A 19,093-nucleotide genomic window follows, 5' to 3' on the forward strand; every position below is an offset into this window, starting at 1 on the left:
AGTCTTACCTATAAATCTATAATTAAATGAGGACGACAATGAAAACCATCAACGCCTTGAACACCATCCTGCTCGGTCTGTCGGCCGCAGCATGTGCCCTGAGCTCCAGCGCCGCCGTGGCCGCGCCGGGCGAGATCGCCGTGATCGTCAAGACGACCAATTCGAACTATTGGCAGAACGTGAAGAAGGGCGCCTCCGCCAGCGCCGCCGATGCCAAGGGCTATACCATGACGTTCCAGGGGCCGGCGTCGGAATCGGCCATCGCCGACCAGGTCAGCATGGTGGAAAACGCCGTGACGCGCAAGGTGGCCGGCATCGTGCTGGCCGCCTCGGACCCGGACGCGCTGGTGCCGGCCCTGAAAAAGGCGTGGGAAGCGAAGATCCCCGTGGTGCTGATCGATTCACTGGTGGCCGACAGCGGCAAGCGCTATTACCAGTCCTTCCTGTCGACCGACAATGAGGCGGCGGGCGAGCAAAGCGCCAAGGCGCTGATCTTGCAGGTGGGCAAGACGGGCAAGATCGCCGTGATGTCGTACGTGGCCGGCGCGGGCTCCGAAACGGGCCGGGTGGGCGGCTTCAAGCGCTACATCGAAAAGAATTCGCAGCTGCAGATCGTCGGCACGTACTACTCGCAGTCGCAGATGGCCACGGCGCTGAACCAGACCACCGACGTGCTGGCGTCGAACCCCGACCTGAAGGGCATTTTTGGCGCCAACGAGCCGACGGCCGTGGGCATGGGCCGCGCCATCGCGCAGGCGGGCAAGGCGGGCAAGGTGATCGCCGTGGGCTTTGACGGCAACGAGGACCTGAAGAACTTCGTCAAGGATGGCATCCTGTATGCGACGGCCGTGCAGGGTTCGTATTCCATGGGCGCGCTGGGCGTGAAAACCGTGGTCAGCCTGATCGAAGGCAAGAAGGTCGCGCCATTCGTCAACACGGGCGTGGTCATCGTCACCAAGGCCAACGTCGACCTGCCGGAAGCGAAGAACGTGCTGTACTGATTTTTCGGAAACTCAGATCGTCAGGCGCTGGCGCAATTCCTGCAGCAGGGTGCCCGTCTTCGGCGTCAGCTGGCGCGCCAGCGGCCATGCCAGGTACAGCGGCAGGCCTGGCGTGGACAGCTGCGGCAGCACGGCCACGATGGCGCCTGACGCCAGGTATTCTTCCACCAGCCAGGTGGCCAGCTGCGCCACGCCCAGGCCGGCCAGCACGGCGGCCGTGCGCGCCTCGGCGTCGCCCACCGTCATGCGCGGCGCGGCCACGCGGTATTCCAGCTGGCCGCCAGGTTCCCCGTCGGGGAAGACCCAGGGCATGGGCGAGCCGTCGCCGCGGCCATAGGCGATGCAGTCGTGCCGCTCCAGTTCCGCGATGGACGCGGGCGTGCCGCGCCGCGCCAGGTAGGCGGGCGCCGCGCACAGGATCAGGCGTTCCGCGCCCAGCTGCATCTGGCCCAGCGCGGCGGGCCAGTGCGATGGCGCGCCGATGCGCACGGCGATGTCGATGCGCTCCTCGAACAGGTCGACGAAGCGGTCGCTGAAGGCGACGGATGGCTGCAGCCCGGGATACTGCGCGCACAGCGCCAGCAGCGCCGGCATGACGCGCAGGCGGCCGTACGAGGCGGGCACGCCGATGCGCACCTTGCCCGCCAGTTCCGTCGCGTGTTCGGCCAGGACGTCTTCCGCATCGGCCAGTTCCTGCAGCACGCGCTTGCAGGTGGCGTAGTAGGCGCGGCCCGCTTCGCTCAGTTTCAGGCGGCGCGTGCTGCGCTCGAACAGGACCACGCCCAGCCGCTCCTCCAGCCGCGCCACGCTCTTGCTGACGGCCGAACTGCTCAGGTGCAGGCGCTCGGCGGCCCGGGTAAAGCTGCCCGCGTCCGCCGTGGCAAGAAACGGCGTGATGCCCTTCAAATGTTCCGATGAAAACATGATTGGAGAATTTTATTCATGAATGGAGTGAAATAGTATCGCGGATAAGAATTTGCGTCGCGGATATGATGGATTTTTCTTTTGGAGGCAACCCTCATGCAACAGCACGCCCTCATCATCGGCGCCAGCGGCGTCATCGGCAGCAACCTGGCCAGCCATCTGCTGGCGCAAGGCTGGCAAGTCACGGGCGTCTCGCGCGGCCGCACGCCGGTGCCGGCCGGTTGCGCCGTACTGCACCTGGATGCGACGGATGGCGCGGCCGTCGGTGCCGCCCTGGCGGGCCTCGACGCCAGCCACGTCTTCTTCACGGCCTGGGCGCGCCAGGAAAATGAACGGGACAACATCCGCGTCAACGGCGCCATGGTGGCCAACGTGCTGGCCGCGCTGGGGCCTGCCGGCCACTTGCGCCACGCGGCCCTGGTGACGGGCCTCAAGCATTACCTGGGACCCTTCGACGCGTATGGCAAGGGCAGCGTGCCCGTGACGCCGTTCCGCGAAGAGCAAGGCCGCCAGGACGTGGACAATTTCTACTATGAACAGGAAGACCGCCTGTTCGCGGCGGCCGCGCAATACGGCTTCACGTGGAGCGTGCACCGCCCGCACACCATCATCGGCTACGCGCTGGGCAATGCCATGAACATGGGCTTGACGTTGGCCGTGTACGCCAACCTGTGCAAGGCCAGCGGCCAGCCTTTCGTCTTCCCCGGTTCCTCCGCGCAGTGGCATGGCTTGTCCGACGTGACGGACGCGGGCCAGATCGCGCGCCACCTGGCATGGGCGGCGCACAGCCCCGCCGCGCGCAACGAGGACTTCAATATCGTCAACGGCGACGTGTTCCGCTGGAAGTGGCTGTGGCCGCGCCTGGCCGCGTATTTCGGCGTCGCGGCGGCGGACATGCCTGAGACGATGGCGCCGCTGGCCGGCCGCATGCAGGACGCCCCCGCGCAGTGGCGCGCCATCGCGCAGCAGCATGGGCTGGCGGAGGCTGACATCGGCCGCCTCGCCTCATGGTGGCATACGGATGCCGACCTGGGACGGCCGATGGAAGTCATGACGGGCATGGGCAAGAGCCGCAAGGCGGGCTTCCTCGACTACCAGGACACGCCCGAGGCATTTTTCAAGCTGTTCGAGCGCTTGAAGGAAGAGCGCGTGATTCCACTTTAAACCCAAAAGCAAGGACCGGGGGAGGACGGGGCGCCGAGTCCCCGGAGGCCGACCCCGGTACTTCGCCGTTGGGCTATTGAGGAGGCACCGCCAACCCATGCGCCTTGCGCTCCTGCGCCCGCTGCCATTCCAGACCCGGCCGGTCGACGCGGAATTGCAGCAGCCGGCCCTGCATCACTTCCGTCACGTAGGCCGTGCGGCCATCGGGGCCGCCGAAGGTGATGTTGCTGGGCTTGGCGCCGGGCACGCTGATCTCGCGCAGGATGCGCCCCTGCGGAGACAGCTTGACGACGCTGGCCTTGCCGTAGCGCGTCACGTACAGGTTGCCGTCGACATCCACGCGCATGCCGTCCATGCCGAAATCGTCGAACTTGATCAGCAGGCGCTTGCCCGTCAGGGTGCCGTCCGCTTCAATGTTGTAGGCCCAGATATTGCGCTGCACGCTTTCATTCACGTACAGGGTCTTGCCGTCGGGACTCACCTCGATGCCGTTGGCCGTGCCCATGGTGTCGAGCGCCAGGGTCACCGTGCCGTCCTGCGCGATGCGCCATACGCGGCCCGTGTTTTCCTTCCAGTTCGGATCGCTCGCGTACAGCACGTCGTCTGCCGTGATGGCGATGTCGTTCGGCTGCGTCATGCGCGGCTCGCGCGCGTGGATGGTCAGCGCCCGCGTGGCCGGGTCCACCAGGTAAATCGTGTGTTCCATGTAGTCGGCCAGGTACATCTGCCCGCGGCTGCCGAAGCGGATGCCATTGGCGATGCTGGTGCCGGGCAGGGTCAGCCACACTTCGCCGCTGCCGTCGGGACGCACCTTGCCGATGGTTTGCTGGCGCGCGAAGTTGACGGCATAGATATTGCCGTCCGCATCCACGGCCGGGCCTTCGATGCCCTTGGTGAAGGAATGCGGGGCCGTCAGGGTGGTGGCGAGGAACAGCGCTTCGTGCGCGGGCGGGCTGGCGCAGGCGGACAAGGTGGCCAGCGGCATGGCCAGCAGCAGGGCTTGCAGGGGCGCGCGCAGCCACGGCAGGGCGTATCGGGAGTGGGGCATCAAGTGTTCTCGGTGAGGCGATGGTGGCGTATGTTACCTGAGGCCTGGGCAGGACGGACCCCGCGGCCGTACAATCGTGCTGCCGATGCACTGGAGCCAACATGGATAACATCACTTTTCGCACCGCCACCCTGTCCGACCTGGAAGCCATCGTCAGCCTGCTGGCCGACGATGCGCTGGGCGCCCGGCGCGAAACCGTCGCCTCGCCACCGGCCGCCTGCTACGTCAGCGCCTTCCAGGCCATCGCCGCCGATGCCAACCAGCGCCTGGTGGTGGCCGCCGATGGCGAGGCCATCGTGGGCACGCTGCAATTGTCGTTTATCCCCGGCATTGCCCGCCGCGGCGCCTGGCGCGGCCAGATCGAAGCCGTGCGCATCGCCGCGTCGCATCGCGGCGCAGGCCTGGGCCAGCGCCTGTTCGAGTGTGCCATCGCGGCATGCCGCGCGCGCGGCTGCCAGCTGGTGCAGCTGACGACGGACAAGGGCCGTCCGGACGCGCACCGCTTCTATGAAAAGCTGGGCTTTGTCGCCAGCCATGAAGGCTACAAGCTGGCGCTGTAAAACGTTTCAGGCGGCCACCACCACCAGGTCGGGGAAATCGTCCTGCCAGCCCGCCCATTCGTCTTGCAGGTGGGCGTGCATGCCGGCGGGATCTTGCGCCTGCTCAAAGGTGTCCGCGCTGGCCAGCAGAAAATGGGCGAGGGCGCGCAGGGTGGCCGGGTCGGCGTGGATGGTCACGTCGGAGCAGGGCAGGGGACGTTCGGCGGCCTCGTCCTGCAGATAGCAGTGCAGCGATAAATGTGTGCTCATGGATGTCGGTTGTTGATATAGGCGCCCAGCATGGCGTGCGCGTTCAGCGCGGCGCGGGCGGCGTCCAGTTCCTCGGGAGGCAGGTACCAGAAGGTCAAGCCGGCATGCTCTTCGCAGCGGCCATACGCGTGCATCGCGTCGCGCAACGCTTGCCGGCGCCCGGGCGGCAACGCATCGAGCCTGGCTGGCGTGAAGCCATTGATGGGATATACATCGCGCAGGTGCGAACTTTGCAGCCCGCGCCGCTTGATGGCGGCCCAGTTATTTGCGGGACAAGGAATGCCAAAGGTCATCGGATGGGCCTCATCGAGCTGCCGGTAGCCGAGTGCGTAGCCGGTGCCATAGCCCTGCGTCTCAGCGTAGCAGTACACGTATTCGCAATGGTCTAGCAGGCCGGGTATGGCCCGCGCAGCGTCGAACAAGGGCGTCAGCGCAAGCTTGCTGGCGCGGATGGACAGAACCAGCTCCGAACCCGATGAATACATGGCCTGCGCGTCGCAGTTGACGGCCTCGTCAGCTTCATCGGGCGGCACGGTACGCGGCGACAGCAGTCCGATGCCGTCGGTCTCTGGCGCGAACAGCATCTTCTCGTAATTGCGCTGTGAGTACTTGACGATCTTGCCGCGCTTGTTGCCGTAGCGCTCGACGCGTTCGCCGATCAGCGCGAACCAGGCGAACAGCTGCGCGCTGGCGGCGGCGGGATCGAAGGGCGTATCGTTCTTGAATTCGCCTACCAGAAAGTGATATGGGTCCATGTGTCGCAAGGGTGAACGGGCAGCGCGCATGATGCCATGTACGTGGCCGCGCTGCCAGCTGCACGATTGGACGGCGCAATGGCCGGGTTGAAGCGTATGATGGATATGCAGATGTGCCTGGCATAAGGCGCTGCGCCCGGCACGCACGTCTGACAGGATTTTTTTCGTGGTTTTGGCAGCAATTTGATAGCAACTACAGCGAGGAGACATCATGGACAAGCCCGAATTCATCTTGGCCGCCAAGGCCATGGAAACCCTGGAGATGTATCAGACGTTTTACGGCAACTCCAGCGAATACCAGGCGCACCAGCAGGAAGTGCTGAAACTGCTGCGCCACAAGGGCGCCTCCCTGCTGGTATCCGAGCATGGCCCGGCCAAGTTCTTGCTGGCGTTTGCCGATGCGCTGGAGGTGGCGGGCTTGCCGGGGGAGTATGTGCCATTGAGCAAGCGGTAGGGGCGGGCCGTCGCTATCGCGCCGGGTTTCAGAGACCTGGCGCTGTAGTGGCGCCAGGCCGCATCGGCTTTCCATTTCCTCTTCATCGCTTGCCTTCGTCTGCCGAAAATCACGGATGCTTTTTGAGATAAACAAGCAGCCTGTTGACCGATCTCCGAGCATGGGAACGCGCTGAATCGCCACCAGTAGCTCAAGACCGCGATGCTCAGCGCGGGAATTTATACCGTATCAGCAGCGAAGGTCCCTTGCCGCCGGGTGGCGTCAGCAGTATCTCGTCGCCGGGCCGCATCTCCTCGTACATCACCGTGCAACAGGTCGGCATCGAGTGGCCGCGCGCGGGATAAACGCCAACGTCGGTGTGCAGGGTTGCCGCGCGTACGTCCACGCTAGGCTTGCCGGCCTTGCCTTCGTCTTGCAGCAGCTTGCGCAGTGCGGTGACGAAGTCCCCTTTGCTGAGTCTGGCAGGTGCCTGGGTGGCTTGCGGGCGAGCGCTTGCGTCATTTTTCATGGTGGTTTCCTTCAGTGAATATTTGGCCGCCACTATAGCATTGGGGGAGGGTCAGGTCTGCCAATCGGACACGGCCTGAACTAAGGGGAGGGTCAGGTCTGCCATTTGGACACGGCCTGAACGGTTGGTGTTGTCGTTTCGAGAATTCGCCTGCGGCGTAAAACCTGGTCAGAGGAATCGGAGAGGGTTGCGCTTGCAAGCGCAACCCGGTTTTGCGGCGCCGAGCTGCGCTCGCCGAAGGCCCCGCAAAACCCCCGCGCCCGTGCCGGACGCGGATTCGACGCCCGCGTTTTGCATGCATGGAATAAATAAAAAGGGCCTCCCCGCCAAAACGGGGAAGCCCTTTTTATTTATTCAGTGGTGGAGACGGCGGGAATCGAACCCACCATATACATAGAGTTGCTCGGTAACTTGAAGGGATCGCTGTCAAAATACAGGCAATCAAAGCCTTTGGGTGACGACAGTAGTTGTGTGCACTATCAAACCCTTCACCGGTAATGTACATAGACACATCGGGACCTAAACTATAGCGAGAAGCAATCGGCTGCAGATTCGCAATCCTTCAGACGCATAACTGTTCTGGCTTTATATACGCTTGAGGGGGGGGGGAGCTCTCCGCTTTTTACGGGGAAAGCCCAGATTGCTCGTCCACTAAAGCTGATCATACCTGACTTGAGTTTATTTTTTTACAAGCTCTCGTATTTTCAATATTAATTTATCAATATCGGTTGCCGGGTTTATTGCGCCTGTTGCTGTTCCATGTGCTCGCAGGGCCTCAGCGTTGGTTAGCGCATCGGTAAGTTGGTCTTTCAACTTGGCATAAACCCCTTTGTGCCCCTTGCCGTACTTCGCAAACCCTGGAGAACGTTTTAGGGCTGAAACAACTTGGTCACCAACTGACTTTTTGCCTATGGGATGAAATGGCTGGTCAGAATAGCCAAAATGCAGTAACAACCATACTTCAAAGCAAGGTGTCGAGGTAATCGCTACAAAGGGTTTTCCGCTAGCCGCCAAATCCTTAGTACGTTTCACTGCGGCGTCGAAAGTGGTGTGCCGATCTCGGTCGAACACGCAATAAACTTGGTCAAAAGCATCACCGCTCAATTTATCTTCATCGTACAGTGATAGTGCATGCGCCACCACGCGATCAGGTGATACGCCATCATTGGGGGCAATACGAACCATCTGCGGGCGGATACCCAAGTCATCCAATAACTCTTGTAAATAAAAAGGCTCTGTCTTCGTTCCTTCGCAGACGATCAAATACCGTTTGTTTTGTACACGTTCGCGTTTTTTACGTTGCAGTTCTTCACTGGCTCGAGCCTTACGCTTGTGAAATAGATCTTCAGACCCCATAGAAGTCCAAATCTTTCAAAAATGGAATACCACCGTAGCGCCCGTTCAAATAGCCGCGCTCTAGGGCTTCATTGTCTCGCGGACTGAAGTCGGACAGGGGATACAACTGGGTGGAACTCTTGTCGTCTTTTTCCATAAACCATACTTGGTCGCGCCGTAGCAGTTTTTGGCTGAGTAGCGTGGTGTCGTGCGTTGTAAAAATAAGTTGCGCCTTCGTGCCAGCTTGATGCAGCCGCTTAACTAAGTGGTGCACCAGCAAGGGGTGCAGGCTGGAATCTAATTCATCGATAACCAAAACTCGTTCATTTGCAAGTAAGTCTAACCAGAGACCAGCAAAGGCGAACAGCGCGCGGGTGCCGTCAGACTCTTCTGATTCTTCAAATTCCACGGTCTCAAGAGTGTTCACATCCTTGTGGACAAAGCGTGGCCTAACCATCTTTTTGCCTGTCAAATCTTTTAGAAGTTCATCCCGAACAGCGGGAGGAATATTTTTAGGAATATGTTCAACAGAGAAGGACGATTCCTCAAGTCGGATGTCGGAGATTGATAAATCGGCAGAATTCATAAACGCAACAATACGCTTTCTCTCTGCATCATCGGCACAACGTCGCAAGGTAGAGCTGGCATTAAATCCTTTGACGGAATCATATACTCGCAAACGTACTTTAAACCAGTCAAACGCAGGCTTGAGCTGTTCGTTGTTTAGCTGAATTGCGGTAGAAAAGAAAAGTGCATTCGGCCGCGTTTGGGTAGCCCAGGTCTGCCGTTGTCGTCCGCCAAGGAACGACGTACTAAATTTGTAGGCGTATTTTTCAGTCTGTGCATCAAACACCCGGTGAAACCATTTTTGTGCGCGACCCAACGGATACGCGATAAGCCACTCTTCCGTAAAGCGCCCATGGTTGCAAGTGAAGCCGTACTCGTAGCGAATTCCTTGTTCCACAAAGATAATTTCAAATTCGCTATCCGCCACTCGTGAAGCAGCCGTCAACTTGAACGGAACAACTTCAATTTCGTCCCCAGCTTGGCTTTCTTTCTGAGATGTAAGCACTTGTGCTTCCACAAATTGCATTGCTTGAATCAACGTGCTTTTTCCTGAGGCGTTGGGGCCATACAAGACTGCGGAGCGAAGCAAGCGCGGCATGTTTCCATCCTCGCTGGGGATGAAGGTGTTGAGCGAATCCAGCTCTTTAAAATAGGGGGACGCGGCCATCGTGAGCGTCTGGCGTTCGCGGATGGATCGGTAGTTGGTAACACTAAATTCGATAAGCATGGAGATATACTACACCTTAACGGGGTATTTTGCGTAGGAAGTGCAAAAAACAGGGTTTATTTTGATTTTTTTGGGGCGCGCGCTGTGTTTCGAGAAATGTCAGTGTAACGAGCTTGGTGTGTCGCCTAAAGTGCTTATCCCTCATGATCCTGCCCTTAGATCTCCGAAAGCTGTCGGCGCTGCCTGCATGGCTTATAGCATTTCCGATGTTGTGGATCAGCCCATCCAGATGGCAGGCATTGTGTCGTTTTAGTGTATCCGGGGTGCCTTGCTCGTCAAATGCCGAAGACACTCTCTGCTTTTGAGCCTGCAGCCTGGTCTGCATCTGGCATCCACCGTCCGTACACCCGGGCAATCATCGTCCAGTCAGCATGCCCCATCTGTTTTGCCACCCACATAGGGTGTTCACCGGCCGATAGCATCATGCTGGCATAGGTGTGCCGTGTCTGATAAGGATTACGATACCGCACGCCAGCGTTTTGCAGGATGCCGGTCCATAAAGTCTTGCGGATCGGCTGGTCCCCTTCCCAGCGCCGCTCCAGGCGAGGATTTTGAAAAACTTCCTCGCCCTTTGCCCACGTGAATGCCTTTTGCTCCTGCAGCGCATGCATGGCGCGCTCCAGCAGCTTTACTTCTCGGCGACCGGCGTTTGTTTTTGTGCTCTCCGCTGCTTTCGAGTGCTGGGTGAGGGCGCGCGTCACCATCACGACGCCGCGCACGAAGTCCACGTCGGCCCAATCCAGGGCCACCAGTTCGGACGTGCGCAGACCGGTCCAGAAGGCAAACTGCAGCAGGTTGCGCCCCTGGCCTGTTGCTTGCGTGAGAATCGCCGCCTGCTCTTCTTTCGTGAACGGGTCGATATCGTCCTTCGACTGCGGCGCCTCGACCTTGGAATAGCACCAGCGCGCCAGCGGATTGACTTCGATCAGCTCGTCCTCTATCGCGTCGTCCAGCGCCTTGCGCAGCACGCTCTGGATGTTGGCCATGGTTTTGTTGGTTGCGCTCATGGGCTCCAGCTTCGCCCGCACGTCTTTCTTGCGCAGCGCCGACAGCATGATGGCGCCGAACCAAGGGATCAACTGGCCAACGACGATCTTTCGATAGCCGTTGTACGTGCTGGCCTTGAGGTGCTTTTTCTGCCTGTCTAGCCACTTATCCAGAAACGCCTCGATGGTCTGCACGTCGCCGACTTGGTCGGCAAACTTGGCGGCATTGGACGATTGCGGGAAGGTGGCCGTATAGTCAAAGCTATTGGTGGCGATCGCATGCAGGATCGCCGCCCGGTGGTTCTCGGCCCGTTTCAGATTAGCGGAGGTGGGCTTGAGCGCGATCCTTTCCCTGCACCTGGTGCCGCGATACATGAAGGTGATTTCGATGCTGCTTTCCGATGCAGCTTTAACACCTCGCCCGTCTCTACCCATGTTTCATATCCTTTTACGTCAATTAAAATTCGATTGTCTGGTGCCTTGATCCAGACGGCGTCTTTCGGCCAGATCCCGTCCCTGATCTTTGTTCTGATCGCGTCAGGCGTATAGCCGGATTCGCTGGAGAACTTTGGTATGGTCATATAGCGAAGCATTTTTTCTTACCTCCGCTCAGCACCTTGATGGCTTTGATGTTGGTCAAGCTGATTCTTCATGAATTCCATTTTTCTGTGAGCCTCATCGCGCTGATCCCTCCCTTGTAAGCGCCCCGCTTCACGTTGCTGCGCCCCCCAGGTGGTGAGGTGGGAAATGATGGCCTGGCGTGTCTGCTCTACTGCTTTGGCTTCAATATTGCTATATGGATCGGCACATGCAGCGCGAAACCAAGTCAGCAGTTCCTGGAACGCTGGCGTGTCAACGCTTTCATCAGCTTTGGCCGCGTTGAAGGCGGCTAAGGTTTGCAGGGCTATGAGCTGGTGTTGTTCCTTAAGACCTGCCAGTACTGAAGCGAAATTGCGAAATGCCATGGCGCCGTCCAATGGGGTATCGCCGTTGCCGAACTCTCTTGCTAATTGAAACGCACTGTCCATCACGTATTCGTGCCGTGCAGCTAGAAATGCAAGTTCACCTGCTGCAGCTTGGATTGCCACCATTGCAAACGCTTCGGCCTCGGTGTACTGGCAAACTTCCACGCCTGGCTTGCGGAAGTCGCGCAGCCGGCAGAATTCTTTGTATTGGTCCATGTAGGTACTTTGTGATTTAGTCGATTGGTTGAAGTGGCCGCATAGCCACCTGGTGCGTTGTTCTGTATGCATGCTGACCAGATCACGGAAGAAGAGCGCAAGCGGTTCGCTCGTCATAGCTGGCACGCCAGGGCAACCGATGCTTTCGTGACCGCCTCGATGGCGCCCAGCGGCACGGCGCGGAACATGCCCGCCCACTGGTGATTCAGCTCCACCCAAGCATGCAGCTCGCCATTGCCCACGTCGCGGCGCAGGTCGTTGACGGTGCCGGCCTGGTAGCCTTCATCGGTATCGAATGTCACGCGGTCACCCATGGCGATTTGCCGCGGCGAATTGGTCGGGGTGTTCAGCATTGCGGTGCTCCTTTCAGTTTGGCGGTAACGCCGCACACGCCGTAGCGGTCGATGGCGGCGTCGATCACGTCGCCGCTGGATGCGGCAACCTCAAAAAATTCAAAGCGTTCGGTTTGCGTGCGAACGATCACGGCATAGGTGCTCATGTGCCATTTCCTTCATGGGGGGGGTGTCGGGAACGATCAGCCGGGGCCAGGGGCAGGCGTTGACGGCCGCCCAGGCGGCAATCAGCGCTGTTTTTGCCTCGTCCGACAAATTAGGGACGGGCGCCGCCGGCGGCATGGCCGGGGCAGGACGGTCGGGGTGCGTACAGTTATTTACACGAGTCCGAGGAACGGCAACCCCAACAGCCACCCCGCGCCCGCCTGTGGCCTGTACGGGCGTCCAGGTATGGCGCACGGACTTGAAGACCACGCCGACAAGCTCGCTGCAGCGCACGCCGTAGGGCGTGGTGCGCAGCGTTTCGCCGTAGCGGCCGATGACAGTTTTTTCGTCCTTGGCCAGCGTGACGACCAGTTCCTTGCGCGGCACCAGGGCGCCGCCCTGGGCGCGCAGATATTCGGCCCAGCAGGCACGCTTTTCGCCGTCGATCTTTTGCACGGCGTCCCAGGCGCGGCGCATGGCGGCCGGGGCTTCGTTGAGCATGCTTTCCTCGATGCGGCGCAGTTCGCGCCACACGGTGACGGGCGCGCCGCCCCACTGCTGGAATTGGCGGATGCCCCAGCACGCGGCCCAGGACTCGACGCGCGCCGATGGCGTCAGCTCGACATCGCCTTCGGTGTCGGCCGTGACGACATAGCCTTCTTTCGTCTTGTGCTCGGCCACGCCGTCGATGTTCTTGGCCACATATTTGGCGATGTAGCCGGCGGCGCTGCCCTTGGCCCAGTCGATGCGCTTCACGTCCAGGCGGCGCGCGAAGGCGCCTGGTTCGCCACGGTCCACGCGCCAGGCGTAGCGCTTCATGATACGGATGGCGCGGCCGGCCACGTCCTGCAGGTGGGCCGTCTTGTATTTCGCGGTGGGGCGCACGAACAGCAACAGATGCCAGTGCGGGCAGCCATCGTGATGCGGCTCGGCGATGCGAAAGCCGTACAGGCCAATACCCCGGCGCGCCAGCGCGGAGCGGCACAGCGACGTCATCTTGCCCAGGTAGGCATTGGCCTCGCGCGGCGTGGAGCCGTCGAATTTGTCGTTGGGCTTGCCGCTGTGCTGCATGGCGTGAAAGCGCGATGGGCACGTCCAGGTGATGAAAATACCCTGGTCGCCGCATTCGCGGGCGATCTGTTCAAAGCCGTTGATGCGCAACATCAGTTCGCCGCGCCGGATGGCTTTATTCGCCGTCGTTTTCTCGGCCAGCTCGGCGATGCTGAATTGCTGGCCGTTTTCGTTTTGTACCAGGGTGGCCGCCAGCGCCGCCGCGTTGCGGCGGTTTTGCGCCAGGCGTGACAGCACGGCGTCATTGCTGGCGTAGGGCTCGCCGCGATAGTTCACGTAACCCAGGCGGATATTGCCGGCCTCGAAGGCGCGTTTGACGCGCTTGCGCAACTGGCGGCGCCACCAGCGTGCGTCCACCAAGCGGGCGATGGTGTCGGCTTGATCGTCGAATTCCGGCAGTTCGATGCCATATGAGGTGCATTCGTCTTCCATGATCTGCAAGGCGTGCGTGTCGGACACGGCCATCCACAGCATTTTGGCGACGCCGGCCGCCGCGCGCTCGGCGGTGGCCACGATGTCGGCGTCGCTTTGCGACAGGTCGACGCCGGCCGGCACGTACAGGTCAGCGAATTCGCGCACAAAGCCGGTGGCGACGGACTCATAGACTTTGTACCAGGACGACCAAGCCATCTTGGCCAGGGCGGCCGTGATGACACGGTTGCGCCATTTGTAGGGGATGCGGGCCAGCTCGGGCGCGAACTGGGCGGATCGCAAAAAAGCTTCGTGACGCTGCGGGGCAGGCAGCAGAATTTGTTTAGATTGCATTCAACAGTCTTTCGTACACACGGATAGCGGCAGAGGTGGCGGCGCGTAGCTCGATGCGCTCTTCCTCGGTAAATGAATGGATGGGCGATTCCCAGCGGTCGGCGTCCATGCCGGCGGCGATCAACACGGAACGGCGCGCGCCACGCGGCGACAATCCCCAGGCCTGGGCGATAAAGCGTGCCTCGCTGGCTCGCCGCTGCTCGATGGCGCGCAAGCTGGCCCGCTCGGCAAGGCTGGCTTTCGCCGCCGCGATAGCAGCCAGCGCCTCCGGTGCCCCTGGGGGCGTCGGCACGTCTCTGTCACGGGCGGCGAGGATGGCTGCCGCTGGCAGGAACGACAGGTGATTGTCGATAAGGGACGCGGGCATCGATCAGTCCTTGATAGCGCCGATGGCCCGTAGCACGTCAGGGGTAACGACGATCAGGAGTGACAGCAACCAGATGCCGCAGGTTTTGAATAAGCGCAGCATTACCACTCTCCCGCCATGCCGCCGATGCATGCGATTCTTTCTTCCGCAAGCAATCCCAAGGCAATCACGCCATAGAACAGCCCAGCGGCACGGCATGCTTCACGCTCGGAAAATATTTCCCTTATTCCCTCGCCTAAAATGAGGCTGGTAGGGCGCATCAGCGATTGGTAGTAAGCGGATGGGCCCACGCCATAACCTTCATGAATGGTCAGACTGCGCATTGCGGCTTACCCTTTAAAGCAATCATCATGCCGATTCGAGCCTGCCGCGCGATCTCTGGATGAACCATGGCCGCATGCTGTCCGCCCGGACAGCAGTCGAGCGCCGGCGGCAACACATCCCCAACGTGGCCACATTCGAGGCAATAGCGAACAGTATTGATTGCGCCTCTCAAACTGATGATTGCAGCATCCGCGATGGAAATTTCGCGTTGAACCCAAGCAACCGAAGCATGGTTTGACTCAAGACAATGCTGTAAAAGCTTTTTGTCGTTCGTGCGCTGACGGCCCAGCGCGCACAATGCCGCCAGTACAGACTCATGCGATAAGGTGACGGTTTGGAGCATTTGAAGACTGTTTGTCATCGAATTTCCTTATTTCAGGTTGAACAAATCCCGCACGCTCAAAAGGGAGCGCAGCAGGGCATAGCAAAAGAGGGGGAGTTACGGCGGCCGGGCTACGGCGGCGCGAGGGTTGGGATAGTCATCAGCAGCCCGCAGTCAAGTCCAAGGCCAACTGACTGGTCGCTGCCGTGCGCGCGTGCTGAGACATCGGGATGCGGATATCCGGCTTGGGCATGGCGGACAGCGAGAGGGTGCGCAGCACTTCCAGGCCTGCCACGAAGGAGTGCCCGCAGTCGGGGTTCTGGCACATGTAGGTAATTTCCTTGAACATGGCGGACATCGTGCGGCTCTTGACGGCGCGGACGGTGTATTCGCAATGCGGGCACGGCAGGCCGATGACTCTCATTTCAGCTTTCTTTCCACTTGGTATAGGGCACGACCGCGACCTGTCATGTTTTTTGCCTGCTTGCGTAAGCGCGACTTGACTAGCCATTCGGCCGCCTGATCGATACTTGCCAGCCCGTGGCGCTGGCGCACAATTTCCAACAGCGCGCGCTCGTCGTCATTGAGATTAATTTGGTGATCTGGCATGTGGGTAGCTTTGCAGTTGCTCAAAAGTTACTATTCAGTGCCTCGGATTAAGCACTGCGAAGCTGTACGCTGTCGATATTGGCTTCATCAGCGGCAATAACTGCCAAGGCTTCACGCATGACGATCTGGCGCACCAACACTGCAAGCGCTTCGCCTTGGTAGTCGGCGAGAGAGGAAACGAGCTGGTGCTCGTAATCGTCCAAGCGCAGCATGACGCGGTGGCTGCGGATACGTTTTGCATCGGGGTACATGGGCCTGCTCCTGTGCAGTTAAGCGTGATGGACAACGGACAATTGGACGAGTTCGGCCTCATAAGATTGCAGGCCTCGCAGCAACATCAGGCGCATGAACGACGCCCGCGAACGGGAGTCTTGCTGTGCAAACTTTTCTACGCGCTCAATTTCAGGCGGGAGCAAGCGGATAGGAATTGGCTGCGAAAGTGAGTTCTTTGGCTGCCGCGTAACTGGGGCGATAGTTGTCATAAGGTATGATTTGTATACGTCACATGGTAATGACGTAAATATAGTGCGAAAAACCGCACTTGTAAAGTAAAAGGTGAGAAATTGCGTGAAATTATTGGTGTGCGTCTTAAGGCGGAGCGTGAACGACTCGGCTATAACCAGGCGGATTTTGCGGCAGTAGGTGGGGCTTCAAAGCGTACCCAGATCGATTGGGAGCAAGGGAAGCAAGTACCAAACGCGGAGTTTCTAGCTGCCGTTGCGGCAATTGGGGTTGATGTGCTCTATGTTGTTACGGGCCAATTCACGCCTGGGAACTTGAGCGCGGACGAGAGCGAAGTTGTTGCTGGATATCGCAAGATGGATATTCGTGGAAAAGCTGGCGTGCTTGGCTTAATCGGCGGAATGAACCAGCCGCAAAACCTTGTTCAGCCGGTGCACCATGGCGATATTGGACAAAATATCTACGGCAATATCACTGGGCCAAATACAGTAAAAATGCCCAATAAGAGTAAAAAGAAACCCATTTGATGGGGTGTGTCCCTCACCAATAGTCTGTGAGAGAGGGGCTTCATTTTGCGAAAAATGTTGTTAAATTGAGATTATAAGTTGCAAAGATGTGGATTTCGTAATGGATAGACCAGAATTTAGCGGCGATGTTGGGCAGAATGTATTTGGAAATATTGTTGAGGCTCCCCGGCTGAACAATGTAGTTACACTGCACTTGGGGACAGAAAAAATTGACGTTGAATTAATTACCGATTTCCAACGACGTCGTATCAATGCACTGGTGAAAGACCTGTCCGCACTTACGGGCGACCATCCCTTGGACGTGTATAGGATCATCATTACAGATTTCGGTTTAAAGAAGATCAAAGAGCTACCACTTGAGCGGTACTCGGAAGTAAAAAATCTACTGGAGACCTGGATCAAAGATGCCAAGTCTGCCGATATTCCGGCAGACCAAGGCGAACCACCATCAGAAATTCCTGCGTTACCGCGACCTGTAGTGGGAGGCAATGCTGACAATGTCTGCCCTGTATGTGAGGAGCGGGCCGCTAACATCGGCAAACTTCAACGAACTGCAAGGGTACGATTGATTTTGCTTAGCATGGCTTTAGCTGCGTGCGGCTGGCTACTATACAAGTCTCCTGTAAGCGGGGAGTCAAGCACTTCTTCCTTAGATAGTAAGTGCTACATTGCCGGAAAATCCTACTCGATAGGGCACATTGAAAAATCTAGGGGAAGCGTCCCCGTTGAGTGCGTCGGCGCGACTGGCGATATGCCAGCATTGTGGCTTCCCGCTAATCGAGGGCATTAACGACGGCAGATGCATTGTTTACGGCGCAGCACTTCCTGATAGTTGAAATGCGTGAGCTGTGTGCTTAGCGCGGTTGCAATGGTTTCCGGATCAGCAGCCGCCAAAATTTTATGCCATATTTCTTTGGAGCGTACTTGGTCAGATATTCCCAGTATCTGCCTATGGATATGGTTCCGAATGTCTTTTTCCTGACGCTCTATTTCTTCTAAATTTTTGTTGAACATGACACTCTCCAATATTGATGCTTTTGATGTATTAACTGGCCAAATTTTTGCCAAATTGTACGAAAATTTCCCGAAACCAATCTTCCTGGACGCGAGAAAATTTGTAGAAGGTGGCGAAGCTGCCTGCTTTAATTCTGACAGTTTCACAGGTGCCGAAGTGACTCCTCCGGCAGAGGCATTTATCAACACCGCCACATGGTTGGTGCAAGAGGGATACATTTCCGTACGCCCCAATAGCAGGACAGCCACAGGCTTCGCGGATGCGGTACTTTCCGAAAAAGGTTTGACTGCCCTCAAAGCTGTCCCCGATAGTCTGGTGAGCCGCGCTACCTTGGGCGAGAGATTGGTGCAATCAGTGAAGGCCGGAACTATGGAGACACTCAAAGGTGTAACTAATGAAGTATTGAGCGTCCTGATAAAGTCCGTGACCCTCCCGTAGTTCGTCACACCTGCGCTTTGGAAGTGGTTTCCGCCTGCTTCCATGGCTCCTCGCTGTTCTCCCGAATGATTTCGCGTACCTCCTTGATGTGCTCCCACGCCAGTTTTGCCGCTCGCTTGGCACCGCTCTTGCTCTTGTAAAGGTGCTCCAAGGTCTTGAGCGTGCCTGCGGCGCCAGCCTGTTCCTGCCCTGCCTTTTTCCTCTTCGCCGCCACGTCCTTCCACTTGGCCACCACGCCCGTGATGCCTTGGTCCGGGTCTTTCTCGTCTTCGCGCTCAGCCTCGACCGCTTCCGTCTTCGTTTCAAACTCCACCCGCGTAGTAAAGCCGTTGCCGCCCAGGTTGTGCGTGACTTTGACCGATAGCCAGTCGGTGGCGTCGATCTCGGGTTTGAAGCCTTTCACCGTTACGGGCGATTGCGGGAACACGGCCGGATTGCCCAGGGCCAAGCTCATTTCAAAGGTGGCCAGGCCGCGCAGGATGCGCTGCCATTCGGCCACGGCCGCCGCGCGCGCGTCCGTCTCGTTGGCGAAGGTGGTGCGCAGGCGCTTGCTGTTGCCGGGTACGCCGGCCACGACGCTGCGGCGGCGCGCGTAGCGCTCGTCGTGCCAGAAGGCACGCACGCCCGTGTAGGCGTCGCTTTCGGCGCTGTGGTAGCGGTGGCCGTCGCCCAGGGCGCGCGTGATGGGAATGACGGGCAGCGCCTTGCCGCTGGCGGTGCGGCTCTGGTTGATGGGGATGAATAGCAGGGTGTCATTCTTGACGGTGGCCACCGCGTCGTATTTCCTGCCCAGCCGGCGCAGGAAGGCCGCATCGCTTTCGTGGGTCTGGTCGATGTGCTCGACGGCAGTATCACGCAGGCGCGCCGAGACGCCCGACGCCAGCTCGTTGCGAAAGGCAATCGCCTCGATGATGGCGCCCAGGGTGGTCTTGTGAAAGCTGTGTTCCTGCTGCTGCTTAAACGTGTCGATCAGGTTGGCCGACCTGGCGCGCAGGGTGATGGTGTCGGGCGCACCGCTGTGCTCCACCTCGTCGACGGTGAACTTGCCCATATCCACCAGGCCGGATGATTGCCAGCCCAGCGCCAGGGCGATCTGCGCGCCGCGCGGCTGCAGGGCCAGCTTGCCGTCGCTGTCGTCCAGGGAAATGTCGAGCTGGTCGCTCTCGTCGCCACGGCACAGGGTCAAGGTCAGATTAATCAGCCGCGGCGAGACGATGGCCGTCAAATCCTTGTCTTC

General features: G+C 59.2%; 27 protein-coding genes. 7 read left to right on the top strand and 20 right to left on the bottom strand.

Going from position 1 to position 19,093, the window contains the following annotated elements; translation table 11 throughout:
- Positions 1-38 precede the first annotated feature (38 nt).
- Positions 39-1,001: an ABC transporter substrate-binding protein gene (locus ACZ92H_RS25395; RefSeq protein ID WP_465051434.1), complete on the top strand. Its 963-nt coding sequence runs from the start codon at positions 39-41 to the stop codon at positions 999-1,001.
- A gap of 12 nt (positions 1,002-1,013) precedes the next feature.
- Here the strand turns inward: ACZ92H_RS25395 and ACZ92H_RS25400 are convergent, their stop codons facing one another.
- Positions 1,014-1,925 (bottom strand): LysR family transcriptional regulator, encoded by a 912-nt coding sequence (locus ACZ92H_RS25400; protein ID WP_131373886.1) that lies wholly within the window; start codon positions 1,923-1,925, stop codon positions 1,014-1,016.
- 96 nt (positions 1,926-2,021) lie between these two features.
- Between ACZ92H_RS25400 and ACZ92H_RS25405 the strand changes: the two genes are divergently transcribed.
- Positions 2,022-3,089, top strand: a complete 1,068-nt coding sequence (locus ACZ92H_RS25405) for an SDR family oxidoreductase (RefSeq protein ID WP_465051435.1) — start codon at positions 2,022-2,024, stop codon at positions 3,087-3,089.
- Positions 3,090-3,162: 73 nt separating this feature from the next.
- Here ACZ92H_RS25405 and ACZ92H_RS25410 read toward each other — a convergent pair whose 3' ends face one another.
- Complete coding sequence (locus tag ACZ92H_RS25410; RefSeq protein ID WP_465051436.1) at positions 3,163-4,137, bottom strand: SMP-30/gluconolactonase/LRE family protein; 975 nt, start codon at positions 4,135-4,137, stop codon at positions 3,163-3,165.
- A gap of 101 nt (positions 4,138-4,238) precedes the next feature.
- Here ACZ92H_RS25410 and ACZ92H_RS25415 point away from each other — a divergent pair, with 101 nt between their 5' ends.
- Positions 4,239-4,697 carry a GNAT family N-acetyltransferase gene (locus ACZ92H_RS25415; RefSeq protein WP_465051437.1) on the top strand — a complete coding sequence of 153 codons (459 nt, stop codon included), beginning with the start codon at positions 4,239-4,241 and terminating at the stop codon, positions 4,695-4,697.
- A 6-nt stretch (positions 4,698-4,703) separates the two neighbouring features.
- On the opposite strand, the gene ACZ92H_RS25420 is transcribed toward ACZ92H_RS25415, so the two are convergent.
- Complete coding sequence (locus ACZ92H_RS25420) at positions 4,704-4,946, bottom strand: Imm32 family immunity protein (protein WP_465051439.1); 243 nt, start codon at positions 4,944-4,946, stop codon at positions 4,704-4,706.
- The gene (locus tag ACZ92H_RS25425) at positions 4,943-5,701 is read right to left on the bottom strand and encodes a hypothetical protein (RefSeq protein WP_465051440.1); all 759 of its coding nucleotides are present in this window, start codon (positions 5,699-5,701) and stop codon (positions 4,943-4,945) included. Before ACZ92H_RS25425 ends, ACZ92H_RS25420 begins: the two co-directional genes overlap by 4 nt.
- Before the next feature lie 211 nt (positions 5,702-5,912).
- On the opposite strand from ACZ92H_RS25425, the gene ACZ92H_RS25430 reads away from it, so the two are divergent.
- Positions 5,913-6,155 carry a hypothetical protein gene (locus ACZ92H_RS25430; protein ID WP_131373881.1) on the top strand — a complete coding sequence of 81 codons (243 nt, stop codon included), beginning with the start codon at positions 5,913-5,915 and terminating at the stop codon, positions 6,153-6,155.
- A gap of 205 nt (positions 6,156-6,360) precedes the next feature.
- On the opposite strand, the gene ACZ92H_RS25435 is transcribed toward ACZ92H_RS25430, so the two are convergent.
- From ACZ92H_RS25435 to ACZ92H_RS25500, 14 genes are all read right to left on the bottom strand, one after another.
- A complete protein-coding gene (locus tag ACZ92H_RS25435) occupies positions 6,361-6,663 on the bottom strand; it encodes an HNH endonuclease (protein ID WP_465051441.1) in 303 nt (100 codons plus the stop codon).
- A gap of 678 nt (positions 6,664-7,341) precedes the next feature.
- Positions 7,342-8,019 carry an RloB family protein gene (locus ACZ92H_RS25440; protein ID WP_465051442.1) on the bottom strand — a complete coding sequence of 226 codons (678 nt, stop codon included), beginning with the start codon at positions 8,017-8,019 and terminating at the stop codon, positions 7,342-7,344.
- Complete coding sequence (locus tag ACZ92H_RS25445; protein WP_465051443.1) at positions 8,009-9,292, bottom strand: AAA family ATPase; 1,284 nt, start codon at positions 9,290-9,292, stop codon at positions 8,009-8,011. The genes ACZ92H_RS25440 and ACZ92H_RS25445 overlap by 11 nt, the downstream gene beginning before the upstream one ends.
- Positions 9,293-9,567: 275 nt before the next feature.
- The gene (locus ACZ92H_RS25450; RefSeq protein WP_465051444.1) at positions 9,568-10,713 is read right to left on the bottom strand and encodes an Arm DNA-binding domain-containing protein; all 1,146 of its coding nucleotides are present in this window, start codon (positions 10,711-10,713) and stop codon (positions 9,568-9,570) included.
- A 164-nt stretch (positions 10,714-10,877) separates the two neighbouring features.
- On the bottom strand, positions 10,878-11,576 hold the full coding sequence (locus ACZ92H_RS25455; protein ID WP_465051445.1) for a hypothetical protein: 699 nt from the start codon (positions 11,574-11,576) through the stop codon (positions 10,878-10,880).
- Positions 11,573-11,812, bottom strand: coding sequence for a hypothetical protein (locus tag ACZ92H_RS25460; RefSeq protein ID WP_465051446.1), 240 nt, complete (start codon positions 11,810-11,812; stop codon positions 11,573-11,575). Before ACZ92H_RS25460 ends, ACZ92H_RS25455 begins: the two co-directional genes overlap by 4 nt.
- Positions 11,806-11,958, bottom strand: a complete 153-nt coding sequence (locus ACZ92H_RS25465; protein ID WP_175539401.1) for a hypothetical protein — start codon at positions 11,956-11,958, stop codon at positions 11,806-11,808. The genes ACZ92H_RS25460 and ACZ92H_RS25465 overlap by 7 nt, the downstream gene beginning before the upstream one ends.
- Complete coding sequence (locus ACZ92H_RS25470) at positions 11,912-13,792, bottom strand: replication endonuclease (protein WP_465051447.1); 1,881 nt, start codon at positions 13,790-13,792, stop codon at positions 11,912-11,914. Before ACZ92H_RS25470 ends, ACZ92H_RS25465 begins: the two co-directional genes overlap by 47 nt.
- Entirely contained in the window at positions 13,782-14,159 is a 378-nt protein-coding gene (locus ACZ92H_RS25475) for a hypothetical protein (RefSeq protein ID WP_465051448.1), read from the bottom strand. Before ACZ92H_RS25475 ends, ACZ92H_RS25470 begins: the two co-directional genes overlap by 11 nt.
- A 101-nt stretch (positions 14,160-14,260) precedes the next feature.
- Positions 14,261-14,482 (bottom strand): hypothetical protein, encoded by a 222-nt coding sequence (locus ACZ92H_RS25480; protein WP_465051449.1) that lies wholly within the window; start codon positions 14,480-14,482, stop codon positions 14,261-14,263.
- On the bottom strand, positions 14,470-14,844 hold the full coding sequence (locus tag ACZ92H_RS25485; RefSeq protein ID WP_465051450.1) for a hypothetical protein: 375 nt from the start codon (positions 14,842-14,844) through the stop codon (positions 14,470-14,472). The genes ACZ92H_RS25480 and ACZ92H_RS25485 overlap by 13 nt, the downstream gene beginning before the upstream one ends.
- Before the next feature lie 121 nt (positions 14,845-14,965).
- Positions 14,966-15,229 carry an Ogr/Delta-like zinc finger protein gene (locus tag ACZ92H_RS25490; protein WP_071079002.1) on the bottom strand — a complete coding sequence of 88 codons (264 nt, stop codon included), beginning with the start codon at positions 15,227-15,229 and terminating at the stop codon, positions 14,966-14,968.
- Positions 15,226-15,414 (bottom strand): hypothetical protein, encoded by a 189-nt coding sequence (locus ACZ92H_RS25495; RefSeq protein ID WP_465051451.1) that lies wholly within the window; start codon positions 15,412-15,414, stop codon positions 15,226-15,228. The genes ACZ92H_RS25490 and ACZ92H_RS25495 overlap by 4 nt, the downstream gene beginning before the upstream one ends.
- A gap of 47 nt (positions 15,415-15,461) precedes the next feature.
- The gene (locus tag ACZ92H_RS25500; RefSeq protein ID WP_100429088.1) at positions 15,462-15,665 is read right to left on the bottom strand and encodes a hypothetical protein; all 204 of its coding nucleotides are present in this window, start codon (positions 15,663-15,665) and stop codon (positions 15,462-15,464) included.
- A 312-nt stretch (positions 15,666-15,977) separates the two neighbouring features.
- Between ACZ92H_RS25500 and ACZ92H_RS25505 the strand changes: the two genes are divergently transcribed.
- Both ACZ92H_RS25505 and ACZ92H_RS25510 read left to right on the top strand, forming a co-directional pair.
- Complete coding sequence (locus tag ACZ92H_RS25505; RefSeq protein WP_465051452.1) at positions 15,978-16,403, top strand: helix-turn-helix domain-containing protein; 426 nt, start codon at positions 15,978-15,980, stop codon at positions 16,401-16,403.
- Between the two features lie 100 nt (positions 16,404-16,503).
- On the top strand, positions 16,504-17,193 hold the full coding sequence (locus tag ACZ92H_RS25510; protein ID WP_465051453.1) for a hypothetical protein: 690 nt from the start codon (positions 16,504-16,506) through the stop codon (positions 17,191-17,193).
- Here the strand turns inward: ACZ92H_RS25510 and ACZ92H_RS25515 are convergent.
- Positions 17,190-17,417 (bottom strand): hypothetical protein, encoded by a 228-nt coding sequence (locus ACZ92H_RS25515; RefSeq protein ID WP_465051454.1) that lies wholly within the window; start codon positions 17,415-17,417, stop codon positions 17,190-17,192. The genes ACZ92H_RS25510 and ACZ92H_RS25515 overlap by 4 nt on opposite strands.
- Here ACZ92H_RS25515 and ACZ92H_RS25520 point away from each other — a divergent pair.
- On the top strand, positions 17,416-17,856 hold the full coding sequence (locus tag ACZ92H_RS25520; RefSeq protein ID WP_465051455.1) for a hypothetical protein: 441 nt from the start codon (positions 17,416-17,418) through the stop codon (positions 17,854-17,856). The two genes, ACZ92H_RS25515 and ACZ92H_RS25520, sit on opposite strands and share 2 nt — an antisense overlap.
- Before the next feature lie 4 nt (positions 17,857-17,860).
- On the opposite strand, the gene ACZ92H_RS25525 is transcribed toward ACZ92H_RS25520, so the two are convergent.
- The coding region (locus tag ACZ92H_RS25525; protein WP_465051456.1) for a phage late control D family protein at positions 17,861-19,093 on the bottom strand (1,233 nt) is incomplete at its 5' end.

It is taken from the genome of Janthinobacterium foliorum (assembly GCF_978021625.1).